Source organism: Bacillus thuringiensis, assembly GCF_001182785.1.
Taxonomy (GTDB): Bacteria; Bacillota; Bacilli; order Bacillales; family Bacillaceae_G; genus Bacillus_A; species Bacillus_A thuringiensis_S.
In genome coordinates, this window is the sequence record NZ_CP012099.1 from 2,059,053 (window position 1) to 2,081,429 (window position 22,377).

Sequence of the window (22,377 nt, forward strand, 5' to 3'; positions counted from 1 at the left end):
AAAATGCCAAATCCTTTGTGATATAAGGGATTTGGCATTTTTGATGTTTTAAAAATAAACACCCCTAAAACTGCTCATTCTTCTCCCAAGATTCTACGATATAATGAGCAATCGTCGGATTGAAGCCTTTACCAACTAAAAACATAATCGCAGCAACTTCTGTTAATGCGTGTTCGTGTGATGTATGTTTTGCTTCATTTAAACCGTAATCTACCCATGGTTTTACGAAATCTAGTACGGGTTTCTTGAAAGGTAAAAACTGTGTACCGACAACTTGTTGAATTTGTTGTTGTGTTGGTTCAGTAATTGGTCCAGGTGGTAAGATTTGTGGTTGTGTAATGTCTAATGTTGGTCCAGGCGGTAAAATTTGTGGCTGCGTTGGATCTATTGTTGGTGGTTTAGGTGGTGAGACACGTGCGTCGTAGTTTGGTTGATACATTTGTTGTTGGTATTGCGGTTGTTGTGGTTGAGTTGTGTATGGGTTTTGTGGTGCTGCATATGGATTTTGTTGATATGGTTGTTCTTGGTTTTGTGGTGCTGCATATGGATTTTGTTGATATGGTTGTTCTTGGCTTTGTGGTGCTGCATATGGATTTTGCTGATATGGTTGTTCTTGGTTTTGTGGTACCGCATATGGATTTTGAGGATATTCATAATTTGGACGTGTTTCATATGGATTTTCGTCATATTGTTGTTCTTGCTGTTGTAACTCTTGTTCTTCGTATTGTTCTGTGTATCTTTGTTCTTGTTGTTGAGGGTAAAATGGTTGCCTTGGATAAGGCGGTTGATTATTATAGAACATATTTATTCCTCCTTCATGATGATGCTTACCACTCAGTGTATGGGCGGACAAGAAAATATGTGATGAAAAAATGCGGGCGTGTTACAATAAGTAACTGGGTGAAGATAAAATGACAAAACAAGAAAAGATTCAAAAAACAATTACTTTTGTAAAACATATTTTAGAAAAAGATGCGAGTGGGCATGATTGGTATCATATTGAACGCGTACATAAACTGGCGATTTCTTTATCCGAGCAAGAAGGTGGAAATCGTTTTATAATTGAAATGGCAGCATTACTTCACGATGTGGCAGATGAGAAGTTAAATGAAAGTGAAGAAGAAGGAATGAAAAAAGTTTCTGATTGGTTAGAAGAGTTACATGTGGAAGAAAAGGAAAGTAAACATGTTCTTCATATCATCGCCAATATGTCTTATAAAGGTGGTCATGGCGGTAAAGTGGATTCACTTGAAGGGAAGCTTGTTCAAGATGCGGATCGCTTAGACGCCCTTGGAGCAATTGGAATAGCTCGCACATTTGCGTATGGTGGAGCGAAAGGGAGATTAATGTATGATCCAACTATTCCTCCGCGTGAAGTGATGACGAAAGATGAATATAGAAAAAATAACGATCCATCTTTAAATCATTTTTATGAAAAACTTTTGAAATTAAAAGATTTAATGAATACGAATGCAGCAAAACAAGAGGCTGAAATTCGTCATCGTTATATGGAACAGTTTATTGAACAATTTATGAAAGAGTGGAATGCACAAATATGAAAATGTTAACTGTGGAGAACTTATCAAAATCATATGGAGAAAAGCCGTTATTTAATGGATTATCATGTAGTATTACAGAAGGACAACGTGTTGGAATTATCGGTGTAAACGGAACGGGTAAATCGACATTATTAAAAATAATTGCAGGATTAGAAACCCCTGATACAGGTGATATGACGCATTCACGTGGGTATACAATTAGTTATTTATCACAGCAACCAGAGTTTGATGAAAAACTAACAGTATTAGAGCAAGTGTTCCATGGTGATACACCTTTAATTCGTCTTCTTCGTGATTATGAAAAAGCACTATTACATATCGAAAAAGATCCAAGTAATGAAAAAGTACAGGAACAATTATTTGCAGTGCAGCAACGTATGGATGCAATGAGTGCGTGGGAAGCAAATGCAAGTGCGAAATCTCTTTTAACGAAATTAGGAATTACAGATTTCACTGCAATTGTTGGGAATTTATCTGGTGGACAGAAAAAACGTATCGCAATGGCACAATGTTTTATTGAAACACCTGATTTATTAATTTTAGACGAGCCTACGAACCATCTTGACCATGAGACAGTTGAATGGTTAGAAGAATATTTAGCAAGATATACAGGTGCGGTATTACTTGTAACCCATGATCGTTATTTCTTAGATCGTGTGACGAACCGTATTTTTGAATTAGATAATGGTAAACTATATAGCTACGAAGGAAACTATAGTACATTTTTAGAAGCGAAAGCACTTCGTGAAGAACAAGAATTGGCACAAGAATCGAAACGCCAAAATTTATATCGTCGTGAACTTGCTTGGATTCGTCGTGGTGCAAAAGCCCGTTCTACGAAACAAAAGGCGCGTATTCAGCGTTTTGATGAGCTAAAGGAACAAGAAGGACCAGCTGCAAAACAGTCAGTTGATATTGCACTAAGTGGAAGCCGTCTAGGAAAGAAAGTACTTGAGTTAAAAGATGTAACGAAAAAATTTGGCGATAAGACGGTATTACATAATTTTAATCATATTGTGAAACCGGGTGATCGTATTGGAATTATTGGAGCGAATGGAAGCGGGAAATCTTCCCTATTGAATATGCTTGCAGGTAAGTTATCTCCTGATAGTGGTGAAGTTGAAGTAGGACAAACTGTAAAAGTTGCTTATTATACGCAAGAAAATGAAGAGATGAATTTAAATCAGCGTATGATTGAATACATTAAAGAGATTGCAGAAGTTATTCATACAACAGATGGAAAAGTAATTGGTGCATCTCAAATGTTAGAACGTTTCTTATTCCCGACTCATTCACATGGTACACCGCTTGGTAAACTATCTGGTGGTGAAAGAAGACGTTTATATTTATTACGTATTTTAATGGGAGAACCAAACGTACTTTTACTTGATGAACCTACGAATGATCTAGATACACAAACATTAACAGTACTAGAAGATTATTTAGAAGATTTCCCAGGTGTCGTTTTAACTGTATCGCATGACCGTTACTTCTTAGATAAAGTAGTAGATGAACTGTTCATCTTTACTGGCGGAGGCGAAGTGCGTGAGTTCCTAGGTAGTTATACAGATTATTTAGAAATGGAAAAAACGAGAGAACTTATGGAGAAAGCGGAAGTTCAAAAAGAGAAAAAAGTAGTAGAAGAAGCTCCAAAACAACAACGTAAACGTAAACTTTCATACAATGAGCAGCGTGAATGGGAAACGATTGAAGATACAATTGCCGAACTTGAAGAAAAAATTGAGTCAATTGGAGAAGAACTTGCGAAAGTTGGATCTGACTTCACAAAGGCACAAGAATTATCTGAAGCACAGCAGAAAACAGAAGAAGAGCTAGAAAAAAAGATGGAAAGATGGAGTGAACTATCAGACATCGTTGAAGGATTAAAATAAAAACAAGCTGCATATATTGAAAAGTAAAGAGAAAAACTTTACACTATTGGTAGAACCTATTTTAGGAGGGAAAAAATGAGAACATCTAATCCAATGTTGAAAAAAGAGGCATTCCGTAAAGAGGGAGCAAGCGCTTCTGCGATGACGATTGGCGGAACAGTAGGCAAAACGTTCATTATGCTTATCTTGCTACTTGCAACGTCTGTCTATTCATACATACAGATGATGCAGGGGACGATGAAGATGCCAGTATTAATTGGTGCTTTAATCGTTGCGGCAATCATCGCATTTGCGTCTATGTTCTTCCCACGTATTTCACCTTTTGGTGCACCAATCTATGCAGCGGTAGAAGGGGTTGTGTTAGGAAGTATTTCAGCAGTTTATACAATGAAATTTGGCGATTCTATCGTTTTAAATGCTGTATTACTAACAATCTCAATTCTATTTGCAATGTTAGTGTTATATGCAACACGCGTAGTAAAAGTAACGGATAAATTCCGTACAGGCGTTATGGCAGCAACACTCGGAATTATGGTTATGTATTTAGTCGTATTCCTACTAAATATGTTTGGTGTAACTGTTCCATACATTCACCAAGGTGGTACAATCGGTATTATTATTAGTGCAGTTGTTATTGTAGTTGCTGCATTAAACTTATTACTAGATTTCGATTTAATCGAAAATGGTGTACGTAGTCAAGCTCCGAAATATATGGAGTGGTACACTGCAATGGGACTAATGCTTACATTAGTTTGGTTATACTTAGAAATTCTTCGTTTCGTTTCTTACTTTACGAAAAATGACTAATAAAAAAACCTGCATGAAAAATGCAGGTTTTTTTTATTTTCAAAGATATATTGAACGTATTGTATAATATGTATGTTATCAACTTGAATTGAAGGAGATGGAATATGATGAAAGAGAAGAAGGGGATTATGAAAAAACTATTTTCTAAAAGTTTTTTCATAGAACTAGATGAAGCTTTAACGTATCCATCATCAGAAGTTATTACTTCAGCGATTGAAGGATATGCAACTGAATGCAATGAAAGACTAAAATTTGAGAGTAAAGTTAAACCGATTACTTTCTATTTAGAAAATGTAATGTACCGTGCTGAAATAAAGATGGCTCGCGGAGGATATTACCTATCTTGTACTGAAGTGTAATAAATTTTGAAACCATACATGTTTGAACTATGTATGGTTTCTTTTTTTGTTTTGTAAGGTCTAAAATAATACTTTCTACTTACGGATATATCATTTTGTACTTTTTACCATTCAAACATTTCTCATTACAATGAAGAAAAATATGTGGGGTGGTATAACTTATGATGAATCGAGTTGTATTAATCGGTAGATTGACAAAGGAGCCAGAATTATACTACACAAAACAAGGTGTCGCTTATGCAAGAATATGTATTGCGGTGAATAGAGGATTTCGAAATAGTTTAGGTGAACAACAAGTCGATTTTATTAATTGTGTCGTTTGGCGAAAATCGGCTGAGAATGTAACTGAATATTGTAAGAAGGGATCACTTGTTGGGATTACAGGGCGTATTCAGACGAGTAATTACGATGATGAACAAGGCAAGAGAATATATAGAACTGAAGTTGTGATTGAGAGTATTACCTTTTTGGAGAGAAGGCGGGAGGGGGCATCATGATAAGAAGTAAAGAGTATCAAAAATAATAGAGGGGGGTTAATAGCCCTCTATTATTTTTGAGTGATACCTCCCCAAACAACATCCAACTGTTGATAGAGTATATTTTTCGCATTTGTTTCATTAGCATGTAATAGGGAATGGGACATTAGTGTATAAAAATAAGTACTCATAATAGTAGAAGTGATAATATTTACATCCCATTGACTGTTTAATATTCCTGCCTCTTTCGCTTCTGTAATAATTGAAGACAAACCTTCTTGTAGCTGTTGTATACTTTTTAATTCATTTTCTACTAAGGAGTTTGACTTTATAATCTCAAAGACTGCATGCTTCATTAAATCACCATGTCCAGTAAATCGATCCAGTAAATCTCCTAAAACAAGTTTGATTCTTTCTTTAGGATGTTCCATATTTTTATACGTTTTTAAACTTTCATTCCATAGGTCAATTTGAGAATCACCTAAAAATAATAATATGTTTTCTTTTTTCGGAAAGTAGTTGAAGAAAGTTCCTTTTGCAATCCCGCATGCAGTAGTAATATCTTGAACCGTAACGTTTTCATACCCACGTTCTTGGAAGAGCTGTACTGCTTTTAGGAATATAAGTTCTTTTAACTCTTTTTTTCTCGTTTCTCTAAGCATATAATCTACTCCTAACACAAACAATTATATCTGTTTAATAGATAATCTCAAATGAAATCTTACTTCATGATTAAGTTTAATGTAATTGAAAGAAGGGTAGAGAATGCTGTTTCTCATTTTTGTTATAAATGAAAGTTGTATAGTTCATGTGCTTGCCTTTCAGAAATCCATTTCGGAATACGTTTCATTACTTCGTTTCTAACTATAGTTAAAGGTGTACTTTCTATTTGTGCTATTTTTCCAACTTTCCATGCAGTATTTGAGATTTTCTCAATTCTATCTCGTCTTTTTTGTTCGTATTCTATAAATGCTTGACGATAATGAGCATTATTTTTGATACATTCAGCAAGAATAATCGCATCTTCAATTGCCTGACAAGCTCCTTGACCTAAATTAGGAGTAAGTGCATGGGCTGCATCCCCAATAAATACGATGCGTTTGTCAAAAAACTGTTTCATTGGAGTGATGTCTATAATATCACGATGAATCATATCAATGTCCGATGCGTTCTTTAAAATAGATGGAATTGGATTATGGTAAGTTTTGAAATGATTATATAAATCTCCTGTTGTGTAAGTTTTGTATTTTGGATCTCTAGCTTTAGCGTTTATGAGCGCATACCAGTATACTTCGTTGTTGGGAAGAGGAACGATACCAAATCTACCGTTTGTTCCCCAAGTTTCAATAAAATCGTTTGTTAAAGAAAGATTATTAGTAGGAGTTACACCGCGCCAACACGTATATCCTGCATAACGGTAATTATCGCTTTGTGTTACTTGTTTTCGAACGACAGAATGAATACCATTAGCAGCAATGAGTATATTGCCAAATGCTTCACTACCATCTTGAAATAATATTTTTAAGGCGTTTTCTTCATTCTGTTCTATTTTTACGCATTCTTTTCCCCATTCGACAGTATCTTCTTTTAGTTCAGAAAGTAGTAATTGATGTAAATCTTTTCTATGAATGGAGTACATTTTTGGATAACATGCTGGAATGGTCAATTGATTAAAAATAGTTCCTTTTTCGGATACAAGGTTAAATCCGTCACTTTCGTTTCCAATTTTTTTAATTCTCTCAGAAATTCCGTATGGTTCAAGTGCTTGCATCGCATTTGGGGCAATGATAATACCTGCACCAGCAACAGTAGGCTCAGTATTTTTGTCATATACTTTTACATCTAATCCTATTTTTTGTAAGGAAATTGCTGCGCAAAGTCCAGCAATACCGCCACCAATAATTATGACATTATTCATTTGATATCCCTCCGTCTTAGAGTGACTTTGCTCATAAAATGACCATAGTCATTTTGTGAGTTAAGGTTAATGCCTTTTTCTGGTATTGTCAATTAGACTTTTAACTTTAGTTTTGGAACGATTAGGTGAAAATAGAATGAATGAAACTTCTAAGAAATGTAGAAAAGGAATTAGCAAAATTAAGCATCCGAGTAGGAGTATAGAGTGATAACATGTTACAATACAGCTAAGAACATGCAATAAAGGAGAGTTTTTTACGTGAAGATTAAAGCAATTGAACCGACGCCAAGTCCAAATACAATGAAAGTTATTTTGAATGAAGTATTACCATCAGGAGCGCGTAATAATTATACAAATGAAAATAAAGAACAAGCACCAATGCAAGTGCAAGAAATTTTGAAAATTGAAGGTATTAAAGGTGTGTATCATGTAGCTGACTTTTTAGCAGTCGAGCGAAATGCAAAGTATGACTGGAAAGTTTTATTACAACAAGTTCGTGCTGTTTTCGGCGAAGAAGTAGTGGAAGAAAGTGAAGAACAACAACTGTCTCATTTTGGAGAAGTGAAAGTGTTTATTCAAATGTTCTTTACTATTCCGATGCAAGTGAAGCTAACAGATGGAATGACGGAAGAACGTGTTGGTTTACCAGATCGTTTTAAAGAATCAATTATGAAAGTACAGATGTCTGCACCAAACGTTGTAAAAGAGCGTAAATGGATAGAACAAAGTACACGTTACGGTAATTTTGAAGAAATCGGGAAAGAAGTGGTAGAAGAGATTGTTGCTGCTTATTCAGAAGAACGTGTAAATGAAACGGTTAAAGAATTATTAAATCAAGCAGGTGCTGTTGAAGTAACGGTTCAAAAGCGTGAGCCATATAAAGTAACAGAAGAGATGATGAAAGATGCTGACTGGAAAAAACGTTTTGCTGCATTAGAACAAATGGATCCTACTGAAGAAGATATTCCAGTGTTGAAGATGGCGTTAGATGATGAAAAAGTTTCGATCCGTCGTTTAGCAACAGCGTATTTAGGTATGGTAAAAGGTGATGGAGTATTGCCATTATTATATAAAGCGTTATTAGATCGTTCAGTAAGTGTTCGCCGTACAGCAGGCGATTGCTTATCAGACGTAGGTGATCCAGCAGCGATGTTCGTTATGATTAAATCTCTGAAAGATTCAAGTAAATTAGTACGCTGGCGTGCAGCGATGTTCTTATTTGAGCTTGGAGATGAAAGTGCGATTCCAGCATTAAAAGCAGCGCAAGATGATCCAGAGTTTGAAGTAGCGATGCAAGCGCGTCTAGCATTAGAGCGTATTGAAGGTGGAGAAGAAGCGAAAGGTTCTGTATGGAAACAAATGACGGAGTCTCGTAAAGGGGAATAATGTATGATTGTTTTCTATGATAGTTGGTGTCCGATGTGTACGACGGTTGCAGAACGTACGAAAAAATTAGATAAAAAAGGTAAGATGAAATTTGTTTCATTTCGAGATGAAGATGTAGTTGAGAAGTATGAGCTTTCTCAAGAACTACAAAGTAACATGGAACAAAGACTGTATATTTTTAAAAATAATAAGTGGTATGACGGCATTCAGAGCATAGATGTACTAGCAAAGGCCGTTCCATCTTATTGGTTTGCCGTTCCTTTTATAAAGCTATCTATCGTACTTGGTTTTGGGAGTAAAGTATACGATTATATCGCTAACAATAGAAAACTTGTTCCAGTGGGACATTGCCGCGGTGGGGTTTGTGAAATCCCTACAAAAAAATGAAATCAGCGTTATCTTTCTTTTGCACCTATTAATAGAGCGTGATATGATGAATTTGGAATGAAAGTTGAAGGAGAGATTACAAGATGTCAAATGCTTATGAAGAATACATGCGCCAAATGGTAATCCCAATGCGCCAAGAGTTAGTGCGTTCTGGGTTTGAAGAGTTAACTACAGAAGAAGCTGTAACAGAATTTATGGAAAATACATCAGGTACAACTTTAGTAGTTGTAAACTCTGTTTGTGGTTGTGCAGCTGGTTTAGCACGTCCATCAGCAGGTCAAGCGGTTGTTCGTGCTGAAAAACAACCTGATCATCTTGTAACTGTATTTGCAGGTCAAGATAAAGATGCTACTGCAAAAATGCGTGAATACTTCGGAGAAATTCCTCCATCTTCACCATCTATGGCATTATTAAAAGGAAAAGAAGTTGTTCACTTCATTCACCGTCATGAAATTGAAGGTGCAACTATGGACGAAATTATTACGAACTTAGAGCAAGCTTTCGAAAAGAATTGCTAAAAGAAGGGGGAGAGTAAATCTCCCTCTTTTCTTTATATAGAGGTGAAAGAATGATAGTAACAACAGCAGGAAGAACAAATAAAGAAATGACAGCATATGCAAAAAAGGTAGCGGAAGAATTAAATCGTTCTTTCATTTCACGTAATGATATACCAGTGCATAAATTACATGAGCAGTATGAACAAGATGTACTTGTCGTAGGAAAGAACCGATTAGCTATTTATCCGAAAGGTACGGAAGAATCATTTTTCTTTCATCCGAACTCAGCGATGTTTCGTGTAAAAAGGTTAATGCGTGGAGAGCACGATCCGTTTGTACAAGCTGCTAAATTAGAGAGCGGAATGACAGTGTTAGATTGTACGCTCGGCATGGCATCAGATAGTATTGTAGCTAGTTATGTTGTTGGTGAAAGTGGAACAGTAACAGGACTTGAAGGCAACGAATATATGGCTTATATCATGAGGAATGGTTTGAAAACATGGTCTTCATCCGTTTCTGAAATTGATGAGGCAATGCAACGAATTAATGTAAAGCAAACGGAGCATTTTTCATTTTTAGCGCAATGTAAAGACAATAGTTACGATGTCGTTTACCTTGATCCGATGTTTGAAGAAACTGTCATAGAATCTGACGGAATTAAAGGGTTAAAACATTTCGCTTTGTATCATGATATTACTGACGAAACAATTGCGGAGGCGAAGCGAGTGGCGAGAAAGCGTGTCGTATTAAAAGATCATTTCCGTAGTTCTAGATTTGAAAAACACAATTTTCACGTATACAAAAGAAAAAGTGCTAAGTTTCACTTTGGTGTAATTGGCCCTTGCTAATTGTTTGAAAAGATGTATAATAAGCAATAATTAATTAAATATACTGTCTGTGATGAAGAGAGTAATCTTTTTTAGAAGGAAAGCGAGCTAGGGATGGTGTGAGCCTAGTACGGAAGAAAAAGATGAAGCGCACTTCGGAGATGCTTCTTGAACGAATAGTAGAGAAAGCCGAGGCCCCCTGTCCTCGTTATAAACGGGAAAGTGGTTCGTAACGAACAACAAGGGTGGTACCACGGGTTCAAACTCGTCTCTTTTTTAGAGACGAGTTTTTTGTGTTTAAAAAATAAGGAGGTTGTAGTATGGAATATAAAACACAGTTTGCGAAAAGTTTATCGAATATTTTTGTAAATGAATTAACGCAAAATCAAATTTTAGATTTAATCGAAACACCGAAACAAGATGAATTTGGAGATGCAGCGTTCCCATGTTTTTCATTAGCGAAGCAATATAAAAAAGCACCAGCTATTATCGCAAAGGAAGTGGCGGAGAAGTTAAATGATCCGTTCTTTACAAAAGTAGAAGCCGTTGGTCCTTATGTAAATGTATTTTATAATCGTGAAACTGTAAGTGATGAAGTATTAAAGAAAATTTTAGCTGAGAAAGAAGAGTACGGTCAAAATCACTTTGGATGTGAAAAAACAGTAGTTATCGATTATTCTTCTCCTAATATCGCGAAACCTTTTTCAATGGGGCATTTACGTTCTACAATGATTGGAAATTCACTGAGACATATCGCTGAAAAATGTGGCTATGAAGTTGTAGGAATTAATTATATAGGGGATTGGGGAACACAGTTTGGAAAGTTAATTACGGCTTATAAAAAATGGGGAAATGAAGCAGTGGTGAAAGAGGATCCAATACGTGAGCTATTTAAGTTATATGTTCAGTTTCATGTAGAAGTAAAAGAGAATGATGAATTAGAAGAAGAAGGACGTGCTTGGTTTAAAAAGCTAGAAGAAGGCGATGAAGAAGCAGTTGAACTTTGGAATTGGTTCCGTCACGAATCATTAAAAGAATTTTCTCGTATTTATGAACTTCTCGGTGTGGAATTTACTAATTTTCAAGGCGAAGCTTTCTATAATGATAAAATGGAAGATTTTATTGGGATTTTAGAAGAACATGAGTTGCTTGAAGAATCAGAAGGGGCATTAGTCGTTAATTTAGAAGAAGAAGGAATGCCGCCTTGTTTAATTAGAAAATCAGATGGTGCGACGATTTATGCAACGCGTGACTTAACGGCTGCTTTATATCGTCAAAACACTTATGGATTTGATAAAGCGCTATATGTTGTTGGTCCAGAACAAAGCTTACATTTCAATCAATTTTTCACTGTATTAAAAAAACTTGGCTATACTTGGGTTGATGGTATGGAACACGTACCATTTGGCTTCATTTTAAAAGACGGCAAGAAAATGTCGACACGTAAAGGAAGAGTTATTTTACTTGAAGAAGTACTTGAGGAAGCAATCGACCTTGCAAAACAAAATATTGAAGAGAAAAATCCAAACTTAAAACAAAAAGAAGTAGTAGCAAAGCAAGTCGGTGTAGGGGCGGTTATTTTCCACGATTTAAAAAATGAGCGTATGCACAATATTGAATTCTCATTAGAAAACATGCTGAAATTTGAAGGAGAAACAGGCCCTTACGTACAGTACACACATGCACGTGCTTGCTCTATTTTAAGAAAAGAAAGTGTAGAATTTGAAACATGTACGTTTGCTTTAAAAGACGATCATAGCTGGAGTGTCGTAAAATTACTAAACAAATTCCCACAAGTAATTGAAGCAGCTTTCAATAAAAATGAGCCATCGATTATTTCGAAATATGTATTAGATGTAGCACAATCGTTCAATAAATATTACGGTAATGTTCGTATATTAGAAGAGAACGGAGAGAAAGACAGTAGACTGGCATTAGTGTATGCTGTGACAGTTGTATTAAAAGAAGGATTACGTCTACTTGGGGTGGATGCTCCTGAGGAGATGTAAAACAAATAGGTATACGTATCGTAGTAGATATGTATGCCTATTTATTTTCATAGAAAATGTGAAAGCAGAAGTTTTATTTTATTAAATCTAAACTTTTCTAGAGTTGTTTCAGGTGTAGGAATGTCCGTATTAAATGGAGAATTGTAATGTCATATATAAAAAGGAGGCGTTGAACTTGGAAACGTACGATTGGAACAGTAAACTAACGTATTTAAAAAACACAAGAGATTTAGATTACAACGACGATTATGTCCGCTTTTTAGTAAATATGGTTTGGAAGATTACTAAGCCCGTACATATTGTTGATTACGGTTGTGGGTATGGTTATTTAGGCTTATTATTAATGCCTTTACTTCCAAAAGGATCAAAGTATACAGGCATTGATAGTGGAGAAACATTATTAGCTGAAGCGAGAGAGTTGTTTCGTTTACTTCCGTACGAGTCAGAATTTCTGGAGGGAGATGCTATAGAAATTGAATTGAACGATACATACGATATAGCAATTTGTCATGCCTTCTTATTACATATGAGTTCACCAAAAACGATGCTACAAAAAATGATTCATTCAGTTAAAAGTGGCGGGAAAATAATCTGTTTTGAACCACATTGGATATCAAATATGTCTTCATACACTTTGGATGGAGAGAACCAATCGGAATTTATCCAGCTAGGCATTTTGCAGAATTTATTTGAAAGTGACACGCAGAGGAGTGGAAAAGATGGAAATATTGGTATGAAAATACCGATGTATTTAAGTGAATTAGGTGTGAAAAATATTGAGTGTAGAGTAAGTGATAAAGTGAACTTTTTAGATTCTAATATGCACCATAATGATAAACAAAGTTTGTATCATTCATTAAAAGAAGAGGGGATTGCAGGGAATCCAGGTGATAAGCAGCAATTTATAGAACGTTTAATAGACAGAGGATTAACATATGATAATGCGCTAACTCAATATGAAGCTGAACTACGATTTTATAAAATATTTCATGTGCATTCTTCTTTAGTGTATGCTCCGAATATGAAAATTACATTTGGTGATATAGTATGTTAAAAGATATGATATATAAGAATTGTTGTTTAATGTCGATAAATCGATATTCGACATATAATCGCTGATATATGTTAAGAATCGGTCGATATAATTTGAAAATCGCCGATAAAATGAAAGAATCGCTGATATATTTGAATTATCGCCAATATAATTTTATGTACTGATTTCAGCTTCTACAAGATAAAAACCGCATGTTACGTCATTCCATATAATTAAACAAAATACGGAGAAAAACAATCATTTTTACTATATTTTGTTATAAATTTGAATAATATTAATTAATACCATCCATTATAAGAGATTTTAGTTGAATACATACTATATGGTGTGTAAAATCTAAGCAAGTAGCAGTTTAAATATAAATTCGAGGTGAATGCATGCTAGATTTTAAGCAGTTAGAAGCGTGTTTGAAAGATAAGAGATTTGTAGACGGATTACAGGAAATAAATAATGAAATTGCATATATAAAAGAAACGAATACTTTATCCTATGTGAAGAAGTGGCTTGCTAATATTCCTTCGCATAAGGAGTTTGACATATTAATTCGTCTTACTGATGAAGGGCTTATGCACCAATACAGTTCATTCCTCATTCGCTACGCTTATAAAAAATTCCCAAATATGAGAACGCTCTCTTTATATTGTGATGAGTTAATTGATGAGCGGAAAATTCTTGAAGCAGAGCAGCTGTTAAAAGAAACTTTAGAAGAGAGTAATAAAGAAGAAATAGATGCCGATTTTTTAGCGAAAACATATTTTACGTTAGTACGATGTCTTTTAGAAATGAAAAGAAATGAAGAAGCGCTAATGTATATGCAAAAAGCAGAGGAGTACAGTACGCGCGTAGTGTTTGATAAATGGGGCTACGTTTATATGCATACAGGCGAATGGGAGAAAGCGGAAGAACAATTTATTGCTGGCATGCAGCATGAAGATTGTGAAGAGTTATCTACCTATTTATTATCACAATTGTATGCAAATAAAGGAGAACAAAAACGTGCGATACAGTTAATTAATGATGCGATTGTAAAGTTCCCACAAGTACCATATTTTCATTTTGAGAAGGTAAAGTATTTATTAGATTTAGAGCAATATGAAGAGATGTTAGCGGTAATAGATAACATAAATACTCAGCTGCCATATCATGCTTATAACACTTACTTTGTACATTTACGTGCAGAAGCGCTGTACAAAATGAATAAATTTGCAGATTTACAAAAGCTATTAAAAGAAGAAAAGAGTTTAAAAGAATCTTTATATCATAATTTAGAAAAAAATCCGGATGGAAAAAAGGTTCACTTGCCGATAGTTCCTATTGTACAAAAGGATAATTATTGTGTTCCGACAAGTTTAGAGATGATGTTGCGTATATGGGGAGAGACACGTACACAAGATGAAATAGCAGAGTTTATTTTTGATATGACAGGATCGAAGTTTTCAGATACTGTTTCTTATTTAGAAGAATTAGGTTATGAATATCGTTATTTTAAAGGGAATGAAGAGAATTATAAGAGACTGATTGATGAAGGAATTCCTGTTTTATTAAGTATAGATATTGAGCATGCTTCACACGTACAAGTTCTATCTGGATATGATGATACATTGCAAGCTTTCTATGTTCAAGATCCAAACTTTATAGAACCAGTTCTTGTGGAATATAGTAAATTACAAGAAAAATATCGTTATACAGGCTGTTTAGCAATCACGTTTGTTCCGAAAGAAAAGAAGGCGCAACTAGCGTTTCTAAGTGAGGAAGAAAATCGTTATTTTAAATCTATTTTTTCTCTTACGGATCATTTAGATGAACAGGATAAAGAGGGAATTAGTAACTTAGTACAATTTTTAAAAGAAACGAGCGATAATCCAAATACGTGGTTATATACGATAAAGCACTTAGATGTTGAAGTAGATAAAGAATTTATTTTATATTGTATCGATAAGTTAAAGGAAAAGTTTCCGAACTCGGACTTTGTTAAATTGCATGGTGCACAGTGTTTTATTCGTCTTCAGGAAGTAGAGAAAGCGGAGCAAATGCTGACAAGCGTTGAGAAGAAAAATAATCGTGCTTTATATCATTTAATAAACGGAAGATATGCTTTTGAGCAGGAAAGTTATATAGAAGCGATTTCAAGCTTTCGTTCATCGTTACAATTAGACGCAGATCAGCCTATTGCTTGGAGTTTTCTCGCTTTATCCTATATGTATATTGATCAATCTGAAAAAGCATTGCAATATTCACAAGTTGCGTTAGAGCGCAGTCCTGAAAGGTTCACTTTAACGAATCACGGTTTAATATTAATAGATTTAGAAAGATATGAAGAAGCATATGAAATCTTTAATGACTTGTTAAAAGAGTATAAATATGAAGCACATGTATGGTATGAACGAGCGAGATGTGCACATCAACTAGGGAAATTATATTTAGCAATAAAAGGGCTTAAAGTAGCGATTCATTTGGATAGTAATGCACCTTACATTTATACGAAACTTTCGGAAATATACGAATCTGATTTGAAGGATGAGGAAAGTACGAAAGAAATTTTATTAAACGGTATTGAGAACTGTGATGATAAAGCACCTCTTTACGTAAAATTAGGTGACTATCATTTTCAAAATGATAGCTTGGAAGAAGCAGAAGTATTGTATAAGCGTGCTTTAGAAGAAAACGATGAGGATGTTTATTCTCACTTCGGACTTACACAAGTGTATATGGCAAGAGAACAATACAAGGAAGCAAAAGAATACATTCTTGGTCTTGAGAAGCAAATTGAAAAGAGCCAAGATTTCCTCATGAATGCAGGAATGGTTTTATGGGATGCTGAACTTGAACTTGGTGGAAATGAAGAAGGGTTTAAAGTAGCGCTATCTAAGTTAGAAAATGGTATAAAGAAAAGCGATTATAATGTAGCAAGTGCGTTAGATGAATATGTGAATCGAATTAAAGGAACGGAATTTGTACAACGAGGTATAGCGTTTTTAAGAACTTTACACAAAGAAAGAAATGAAGTAAGTGAGTACGGTTGTTATGCAGGTATTTTATATGAATCTATTGGACAGTACGGCCAAGCGATGAAAAGATATAATAAGGAGATAGAACAAAAGGAAACGGCATTACCGTATTACCGAATTGGTGAAACACTTATGGCATTAGGGCAATTGACGGAAGCAAAACAAGCGTATGAAACATGTTTAGAGCTTGATGGAAATTTCGTAGGTGTACATTTACAGCTTGCGGAAATATACGAAAAAGAAGAAAACCGTTCTAAAGAACAAAGTCATATGGTTCAGGCGATGAAGGAAGAGCCGTTGCATATTAATATGGAATATTTGGCACAGCTTTCAGTAGATATGAATCTTCAGGAAGAATTGCTGACTGAACTAGAACAATTAGAGGAAGAAGTACCTGAAATATGGCGTTTAGATGCGATTGCATATGTGTACGGAGCGATGAATGAAATAGATAAAGAACAAGCACAGATTGAATACGCACTACAATTAGATGGTGAGCATATAGAAGTTCTATATCATTATGCAAAAGTATTAGTGAAAAAAAGAAATGTAAAAGCAATTGAAGTTGCAATGAAAGTAATACAAAAAGATTTTGATAATGAACGTATATTTGATGTTTATGTAAAAGCAGTAGAGCAACATAAAAAATTGTCTAACATACGAGATTTTCTTCATACGTTAAAGGTGAAAAAAGTAGAAAGAAGTACAGCATTCATGTATGCTGCAGCTGCGGTTACGGAAATATGGATTGAACGCCAGCTGCATGAACAGCCGAAACGATCTATCATTACGAGAGCTTTTTATCGTATGAAAAATCGTGCGAAAGAAATTTCAATGGTTACTATGATAATTGATTTATATGAAATCTCTTTAAAGTTAAATCCGAAAAATAGTATGGCAGCACAGCGATTTGCGCTATTTTATGAGAATGTAGAGATGAATAAAGAAGCGATAGAGATTCTGCACACGTCACTAGAAAATAAATGGGATTATGAAGTAGCGAAGCAACTTGTAAATCTTTTCGTTGAGTGCGAGGAAGAAGATATGTTAAGAGATGCTTTGGAATTAACGAAGCAAATGGTTCGAGAACTACCAGATGATTATGATACTCTTCTTCTGCAAGCACAAGTATTCTTTAAAGCAGGGGAAGAAAGAAAAGCAGAAAAGATTACCTTACAATTAACGGAGCAAACACCGTTCGTAAGTAGAGCATTTCTTGCTTTAGGAGAAATGTACCAAAGTCAAGAAAGGTTTGAAGAGGCAATTCAAGTATTAGAAAATGCTTCTATACATCATCGAAATGAAACAGTAATTCTTCTTTCTTTAGCGTCTTCATATCATGGGGCCGGCCAAACACTAAAGGCAGAAAAAATAGCAAATGAAGTATTAACAATGGATGCAAGTGATTTGTTAGCAAGATATGATCGTGCTTGTTATTTAGCACAGTTAAATAGAAATGAAGAGGCGAAGGAAGAGCTTGAAATTGTCCTTCGTGAGGATGAATCGGGATTCTTTGCTGAACTTATTGAGGATGATGAAAATTTAGCAGCATTGCGAGAATTTGAAAAGTAATTGTATAAGAATAGGGGATAAGGATAAGAATATATTTTGAATTAGTTGACAATTAGTTGTCAAATGGCATAAAATAACTTTTAATAAAGTATACAAATCTGAAGACGAGAAAGAGTAAAATAGTGAACTGTTCTCCAGAGAGCCGGTATATTGCTGAAAGCCGGTGGGCAGACGTTATTTGAAAATCATCTCCGAGGAGCCGAGGCTGAAAGTGAGTAAGCCCGGACGGATGTCTACCGTTACAAAGAACACGTATGATAGTACGTTGCTAAGCGCTATTAGTGAAAAGCTAATAGAATTAGGGTGGTAACGCGGGTAAACCCGTCCCTACTTCATAGGGGCGGGTTTTTTGTGTGCTTTTAAAACATTCAAAGGAGTGATTGTAGATGAAGAAAGTAGATGTAAAAGAGTCAGCTGTAGGGAGAGAAACACGTATTCGTAAGCAGTGGAACGAACAAAGCATTTTTGAACAATCAATTCAGAATCGAGAAGGCGCACAATCGTTTGTGTTTTATGAAGGACCACCAACGGCGAACGGTTTACCACACGTCGGCCATGCACTTGGTCGGGCAATTAAAGATTTAGTAGCAAGATATAAAACGATGGCTGGTTATAAAGTAGTAAGAAAAGCAGGATGGGATACACACGGTTTACCTGTAGAACTAGGTGTTGAGAAGCAACTTGGTATTTCTGGTAAACATGAGATCGAAGAATATGGCATTGAACCATTTATTCAAAAGTGTAAAGAGAGTGTTTTCACATATGAAAAGCAGTGGCGTGAATTCACTGAAAGTATTGGTTATTGGGTAGATATGGATGATCCATATGTAACTTTAGAGAATCCATATATTGAAAGTGTATGGCATATTTTGGGGACGATCCATGAAAAAGGATTGTTATATAAAGGACATAGAGTTTCACCATACTGCCCAAGCTGCCAAACTTCATTGAGCTCACATGAGGTTGCACAAGGGTATAAAACAGTAAAAGATTTAAGTGCAACTGTGAAGTTTAAAGTGAAAGATAGTGAAAATGAGTATTTCTTAGGCTGGACAACAACGCCTTGGACACTTCCAGCAAACGTAGCGCTTGCTGTACATCCAAATATGGAATATGTTAAAGCAAAACAAGAAGGTCATGTATACATTGTTGCGAAAGAACGTGTACAAGAAGTATTAAAAGAAAACTATGAAGTATTATCTGTTCATAAAGGCGAAGAATTATTAAACATATCTTATACAGCGCCATTTCCGATGAAAGAAGTTACAAATGGTTACCGCGTTATCGCAGCAGAGTTTGTAACGGCAGATAGTGGTACAGGACTTGTTCATATTGCTCCAGCATATGGAGAGGACGATTATAGAGTTGTTCAAAGTGAAGGATTGTCATTCTTGCACGTTGTAGATGAAAAAGGTGAGTATACAGAAGCGGTACCATTTTTGAAAGGTAAATTTGTAAAAGATTGTGACGTTGACATTGTTCGTTATTTAGCTAAGGAAGGTTTACTGTATCATAAAGAAAAATATGAACATAGCTATCCGCATTGCTGGCGTTGTGATTCACCACTACTTTATTATGCAGGAGAAAGTTGGTTAATTCGAACAACTGCAATTAAAGATACCTTTTTACAAAATAATGATTCTGTTACTTGGTATCCGGATCATATGAAACATGGACGTTTTGGTAAGTTTTTAGAAAATATGGTGGACTGGAATATTAGCCGAAATAGATATTGGGGAACGCCATTAAACGTATGGGAATGTGAAAGTTGTGATCATCAGTTTGCGCCGAAAAGCATTGCCGAATTAAGAAAGCATAGTACGAAAGAAACACCGGAAGATTTAGAATTGCATAAGCCTTATGTAGATGAAGTTCAAGTCTGCTGCGAAAAATGCGGAGGCACAATGAATCGTACACCAGAAGTAATTGATGTTTGGTTTGATAGTGGTTCCATGCCATTTGCACAATATCATTACCCATTTGAAAATAAAGAGTTATTTGAAAAGCAGTTTCCAGCTGATGTTATTGCAGAAGGAATTGATCAAACACGCGGCTGGTTTTATAGTTTATTAGCAGTCTCAGCACTGTATACAGGAAAAGTACCGTATAAACGAGTGTTATCACTAGGGCATGTTTTAGATGAAGAAGGGCAGAAAATGTCTAAAAGTAAAGGGAATGCACTAGATCCAGTTGATTTAGTAGATAAGTTTGGTGCAGATGCGCTAAGATGGGCTTTACTTGTTGATAGTGCTCCGTGGAATGCGAAGCGTTTTTCTGAAAGAACCGTACTGGAAGCGAAATCTAAATTTGTAGATACATTAGTCAATGTGTATAGCTTCTACGTTTTATATGCAAATTTAGATGAGTATAACCCGAAAGAAACGTATGATGTAAAGCGTACGAAATTGGATGAATGGGTATTATCAAGATTGCATAGTACAACGAAAAAAGTGAGAACAGCACTTGATGATTATCAATTTACGAATGCAGCTCGTGAAATTGCAGCACTTGTAGATGAAGTGAGTAACTGGTATGTAAGACGCTCACGTAATCGTTTCTGGGAATCTGGTATGAACGCTGAAAAAGCTGCTGCGTATGAGACACTTCATGAAGTACTTGTAACAATTAGTAAATTAATTGCACCATTCACACCGTTTGTCGCGGAAGACATTCATCTTAATTTAGAAGGAAGTAGTGTTCATTTAGCTGATTATCCAGTTGTAAATGAATCACTACTTCAGCCGAAATTAGAAGCGGAAATGGATGCTGTTTTACAAGTTGTTGAACTTGGAAGAAGTAACCGTAATCAGCATTCTTTAAAAGTAAAACAGCCGCTAGCAGAACTTGTATTACTTGAGCATAACGAGAATGATATGGATTGGGAATCTTATCGTGATATCGTTATGGATGAGTTAAATGTAAAAGCGTTCCATGTTGAACTCGATGAAACAAAATACACATCATATCAATTGAAGCTCAATTTTAAAACAGCAGGGCCGAAATTCGGTAAAAATGTGAATGCAGTGAATGGTTGGCTAAAACAATTATCACAAGAAGATGTACAAAACTTTGTATCAACAGAAAGAGCAGTTTACGAAGCAACACCAGGAGAAGAAGTAGTTGTAACTGCTGAAGATGTGTTAGTTGAAAAAGTTGCAAAATCAGGATTCTCTAATACGACTAACGGACAATATACGGTTATGTTAGATACGAATGTAACGGAAGAATTGTTACAAGAAGGAGTAGCGCGTGAATTCATTCGTGCGGTTCAAGAATATCGTAAACAGTTGAATTTACCAGTTAATTTACGAGTCGATGTTATTCTCGATACAGAAGAAGAACTACAACGAACGTTAACGAACCATAAAGATTTATTGGAAGAAAACTTACTCGTTAAACAATTTACATTTGGTCACTTAACGAACGAAGACGATGAACTTTCTTTAGGTGAAACAAAACTTAGAATTAAATTAAGTGCAGCTAATTAAAGGAAAAAGGAAGTTGGAATGATTCCAACTTCCTTTTTCGTATGGAGGTAAATTAACTAGCTAATTTCCTCATAATCCATTCAATAGGTCCTCTAGAAAATTTCTTTCTCCATAATACGCTAAACAAAATACTGAAAATGAAAAATACAGTAGCAAATAATAAAACGAAAAGTAGTGTTTGATGTTCCATTCTATTGAATAGAATTAATGTCCCAATCCCGATAAATACATGACTTACATAATGAGTTAATGTTAATTGACCTGTTTGTATAATGGAAGTAACAAACCAATTATTTTCATATTTTTCAGTGATATAGAGGCAAAGTATTAATATAGCAATAGCGGATCCTGTAGCTGATAAAATATATAATATATTTGGTAAAATGGGTCCTGTATTAAACAAAAATGTAGCAGCTTCTTTGCCAATGTGTGGAATGAAGTAGTATGTGAGCCCTTTTGATAAAAGTTCTATCAGTATGGTGAATGTAATACCGAGCAAGAGCAACCTATCTCTAATCTTTTTATTATGAAGATCTAATCTGCCAATTATCATACCGATTAAGAAGAACGAAAACCATGGGAAAAAAGGGTGATAACCATTAAAGAATAAATTGCGAAGAAAACCGTTTATTGTCCAGAAGTCTACATAGTTTATAAATGGAGTAGGGCCTCCCCAACCTTCGAAAGTATTGAAAGTAAGCTGAAGAGATTGTGCCAAGAGTAGGATAATAATAGATAACAAGAGTAATGCTTTTTTTCGGACTGTAATGAGTAATGCAGCAACGAAAAGGTAAACACCGTAGTAGTGTAATATATCCCCAGTCCACTCCATTACGTATAAAAATAATCCTAAAATAAATAAGAATAGTGCCCGTTTCCAGATGATTTTTCGGCTATTAGAAATTTTTATTTTTTCATTGCTAGCAACAGATGATCTAGTCATTAAAGATATGCCAATTCCAGCAAGTATAACAAACAAGGCAGAAGCTCTACCTTCAAAAAGTGACATGAAAGTTATTAAAAATGGGGGACCATTTCCTTCTGCACCTGTTATCACCATAAAATTAACAAGCAGCATACCAAACATCGCCAAGGCCCTAGCAAAGTCTAAGCCGATAATTCGTTTTTTAGTATTCAA

General features: G+C 35.2%; 16 protein-coding genes, 1 pseudogene and 2 other annotated features. Of the genes and pseudogenes, 13 read left to right on the forward strand and 4 right to left on the reverse strand.

Going from position 1 to position 22,377, the window contains the following annotated elements; genetic code table 11:
* Nucleotides 1-64 precede the first annotated feature (64 nt).
* Complete coding sequence (locus AC241_RS10800; RefSeq protein ID WP_050843402.1) at nucleotides 65-802, reverse strand: hypothetical protein; 738 nt, start codon at nucleotides 800-802, stop codon at nucleotides 65-67.
* Between the two features lie 109 nt (nucleotides 803-911).
* Between AC241_RS10800 and AC241_RS10805 the strand changes: the two genes are divergently transcribed.
* From AC241_RS10805 to AC241_RS10825, 5 genes are all read left to right on the forward strand, one after another.
* Nucleotides 912-1,559, forward strand: coding sequence for an HD domain-containing protein (locus AC241_RS10805; protein ID WP_016081823.1), 648 nt, complete (start codon nucleotides 912-914; stop codon nucleotides 1,557-1,559).
* Entirely contained in the window at nucleotides 1,556-3,451 is a 1,896-nt protein-coding gene (locus tag AC241_RS10810) for an ABC-F family ATP-binding cassette domain-containing protein (RefSeq protein ID WP_016081822.1), read from the forward strand. Before AC241_RS10805 ends, AC241_RS10810 begins: the two co-directional genes overlap by 4 nt.
* A gap of 75 nt (nucleotides 3,452-3,526) precedes the next feature.
* Nucleotides 3,527-4,258 carry a Bax inhibitor-1/YccA family protein gene (locus AC241_RS10815; RefSeq protein ID WP_001260655.1) on the forward strand — a complete coding sequence of 244 codons (732 nt, stop codon included), beginning with the start codon at nucleotides 3,527-3,529 and terminating at the stop codon, nucleotides 4,256-4,258.
* A gap of 104 nt (nucleotides 4,259-4,362) precedes the next feature.
* On the forward strand, nucleotides 4,363-4,617 hold the full coding sequence (locus AC241_RS10820; RefSeq protein WP_016081820.1) for a DUF4318 domain-containing protein: 255 nt from the start codon (nucleotides 4,363-4,365) through the stop codon (nucleotides 4,615-4,617).
* A 161-nt stretch (nucleotides 4,618-4,778) separates the two neighbouring features.
* Nucleotides 4,779-5,114 carry a single-stranded DNA-binding protein gene (locus tag AC241_RS10825; protein ID WP_000982013.1) on the forward strand — a complete coding sequence of 112 codons (336 nt, stop codon included), beginning with the start codon at nucleotides 4,779-4,781 and terminating at the stop codon, nucleotides 5,112-5,114.
* Between the two features lie 50 nt (nucleotides 5,115-5,164).
* On the opposite strand, the gene AC241_RS10830 is transcribed toward AC241_RS10825, so the two are convergent.
* Nucleotides 5,165-5,755 carry a TetR/AcrR family transcriptional regulator gene (locus AC241_RS10830; RefSeq protein ID WP_029442188.1) on the reverse strand — a complete coding sequence of 197 codons (591 nt, stop codon included), beginning with the start codon at nucleotides 5,753-5,755 and terminating at the stop codon, nucleotides 5,165-5,167.
* A gap of 122 nt (nucleotides 5,756-5,877) precedes the next feature.
* Nucleotides 5,878-7,017 (reverse strand): annotated as a pseudogene (locus AC241_RS10835) (FAD-dependent oxidoreductase); the annotation flags it as partial.
* A gap of 252 nt (nucleotides 7,018-7,269) precedes the next feature.
* On the opposite strand from AC241_RS10835, the gene AC241_RS10840 reads away from it, so the two are divergent.
* The 8 genes from AC241_RS10840 (at nucleotide 7,270) to ileS (ending at nucleotide 21,239) form a co-directional block, all read left to right on the forward strand.
* A complete protein-coding gene (locus AC241_RS10840; RefSeq protein ID WP_016081817.1) occupies nucleotides 7,270-8,397 on the forward strand; it encodes a conserved virulence factor C family protein in 1,128 nt (375 codons plus the stop codon).
* A 3-nt stretch (nucleotides 8,398-8,400) separates the two neighbouring features.
* A complete protein-coding gene (locus tag AC241_RS10845) occupies nucleotides 8,401-8,784 on the forward strand; it encodes a thiol-disulfide oxidoreductase DCC family protein (protein ID WP_016081816.1) in 384 nt (127 codons plus the stop codon).
* An 83-nt stretch (nucleotides 8,785-8,867) separates the two neighbouring features.
* On the forward strand, nucleotides 8,868-9,302 hold the full coding sequence (locus AC241_RS10850; RefSeq protein WP_000063706.1) for a BrxA/BrxB family bacilliredoxin: 435 nt from the start codon (nucleotides 8,868-8,870) through the stop codon (nucleotides 9,300-9,302).
* Between the two features lie 50 nt (nucleotides 9,303-9,352).
* Nucleotides 9,353-10,129 carry a class I SAM-dependent methyltransferase gene (locus tag AC241_RS10855; protein ID WP_050843404.1) on the forward strand — a complete coding sequence of 259 codons (777 nt, stop codon included), beginning with the start codon at nucleotides 9,353-9,355 and terminating at the stop codon, nucleotides 10,127-10,129.
* 40 nt (nucleotides 10,130-10,169) lie between these two features.
* Nucleotides 10,170-10,384, forward strand: a binding site (T-box leader).
* Nucleotides 10,385-10,428: 44 nt separating this feature from the next.
* Entirely contained in the window at nucleotides 10,429-12,117 is a 1,689-nt protein-coding gene (argS, locus tag AC241_RS10860; protein WP_050843406.1) for an arginine--tRNA ligase, read from the forward strand.
* Between the two features lie 175 nt (nucleotides 12,118-12,292).
* Nucleotides 12,293-13,171 carry a class I SAM-dependent methyltransferase gene (locus tag AC241_RS10865; protein WP_050843408.1) on the forward strand — a complete coding sequence of 293 codons (879 nt, stop codon included), beginning with the start codon at nucleotides 12,293-12,295 and terminating at the stop codon, nucleotides 13,169-13,171.
* A 377-nt stretch (nucleotides 13,172-13,548) separates the two neighbouring features.
* On the forward strand, nucleotides 13,549-17,751 hold the full coding sequence (locus AC241_RS10870; protein WP_050843410.1) for a bacteriocin-processing peptidase family protein: 4,203 nt from the start codon (nucleotides 13,549-13,551) through the stop codon (nucleotides 17,749-17,751).
* Nucleotides 17,752-17,843: 92 nt separating this feature from the next.
* Nucleotides 17,844-18,083 (forward strand) — a binding site (T-box leader).
* A 54-nt stretch (nucleotides 18,084-18,137) separates the two neighbouring features.
* Nucleotides 18,138-21,239, forward strand: a complete 3,102-nt coding sequence (gene ileS / locus AC241_RS10875) for an isoleucine--tRNA ligase (protein WP_050843412.1) — start codon at nucleotides 18,138-18,140, stop codon at nucleotides 21,237-21,239.
* Nucleotides 21,240-21,291: 52 nt separating this feature from the next.
* Here the strand turns inward: ileS and AC241_RS10880 are convergent, their stop codons facing one another.
* Nucleotides 21,292-22,377: a DUF418 domain-containing protein gene (locus tag AC241_RS10880; protein WP_050843414.1), complete on the reverse strand. Its 1,086-nt coding sequence runs from the start codon at nucleotides 22,375-22,377 to the stop codon at nucleotides 21,292-21,294.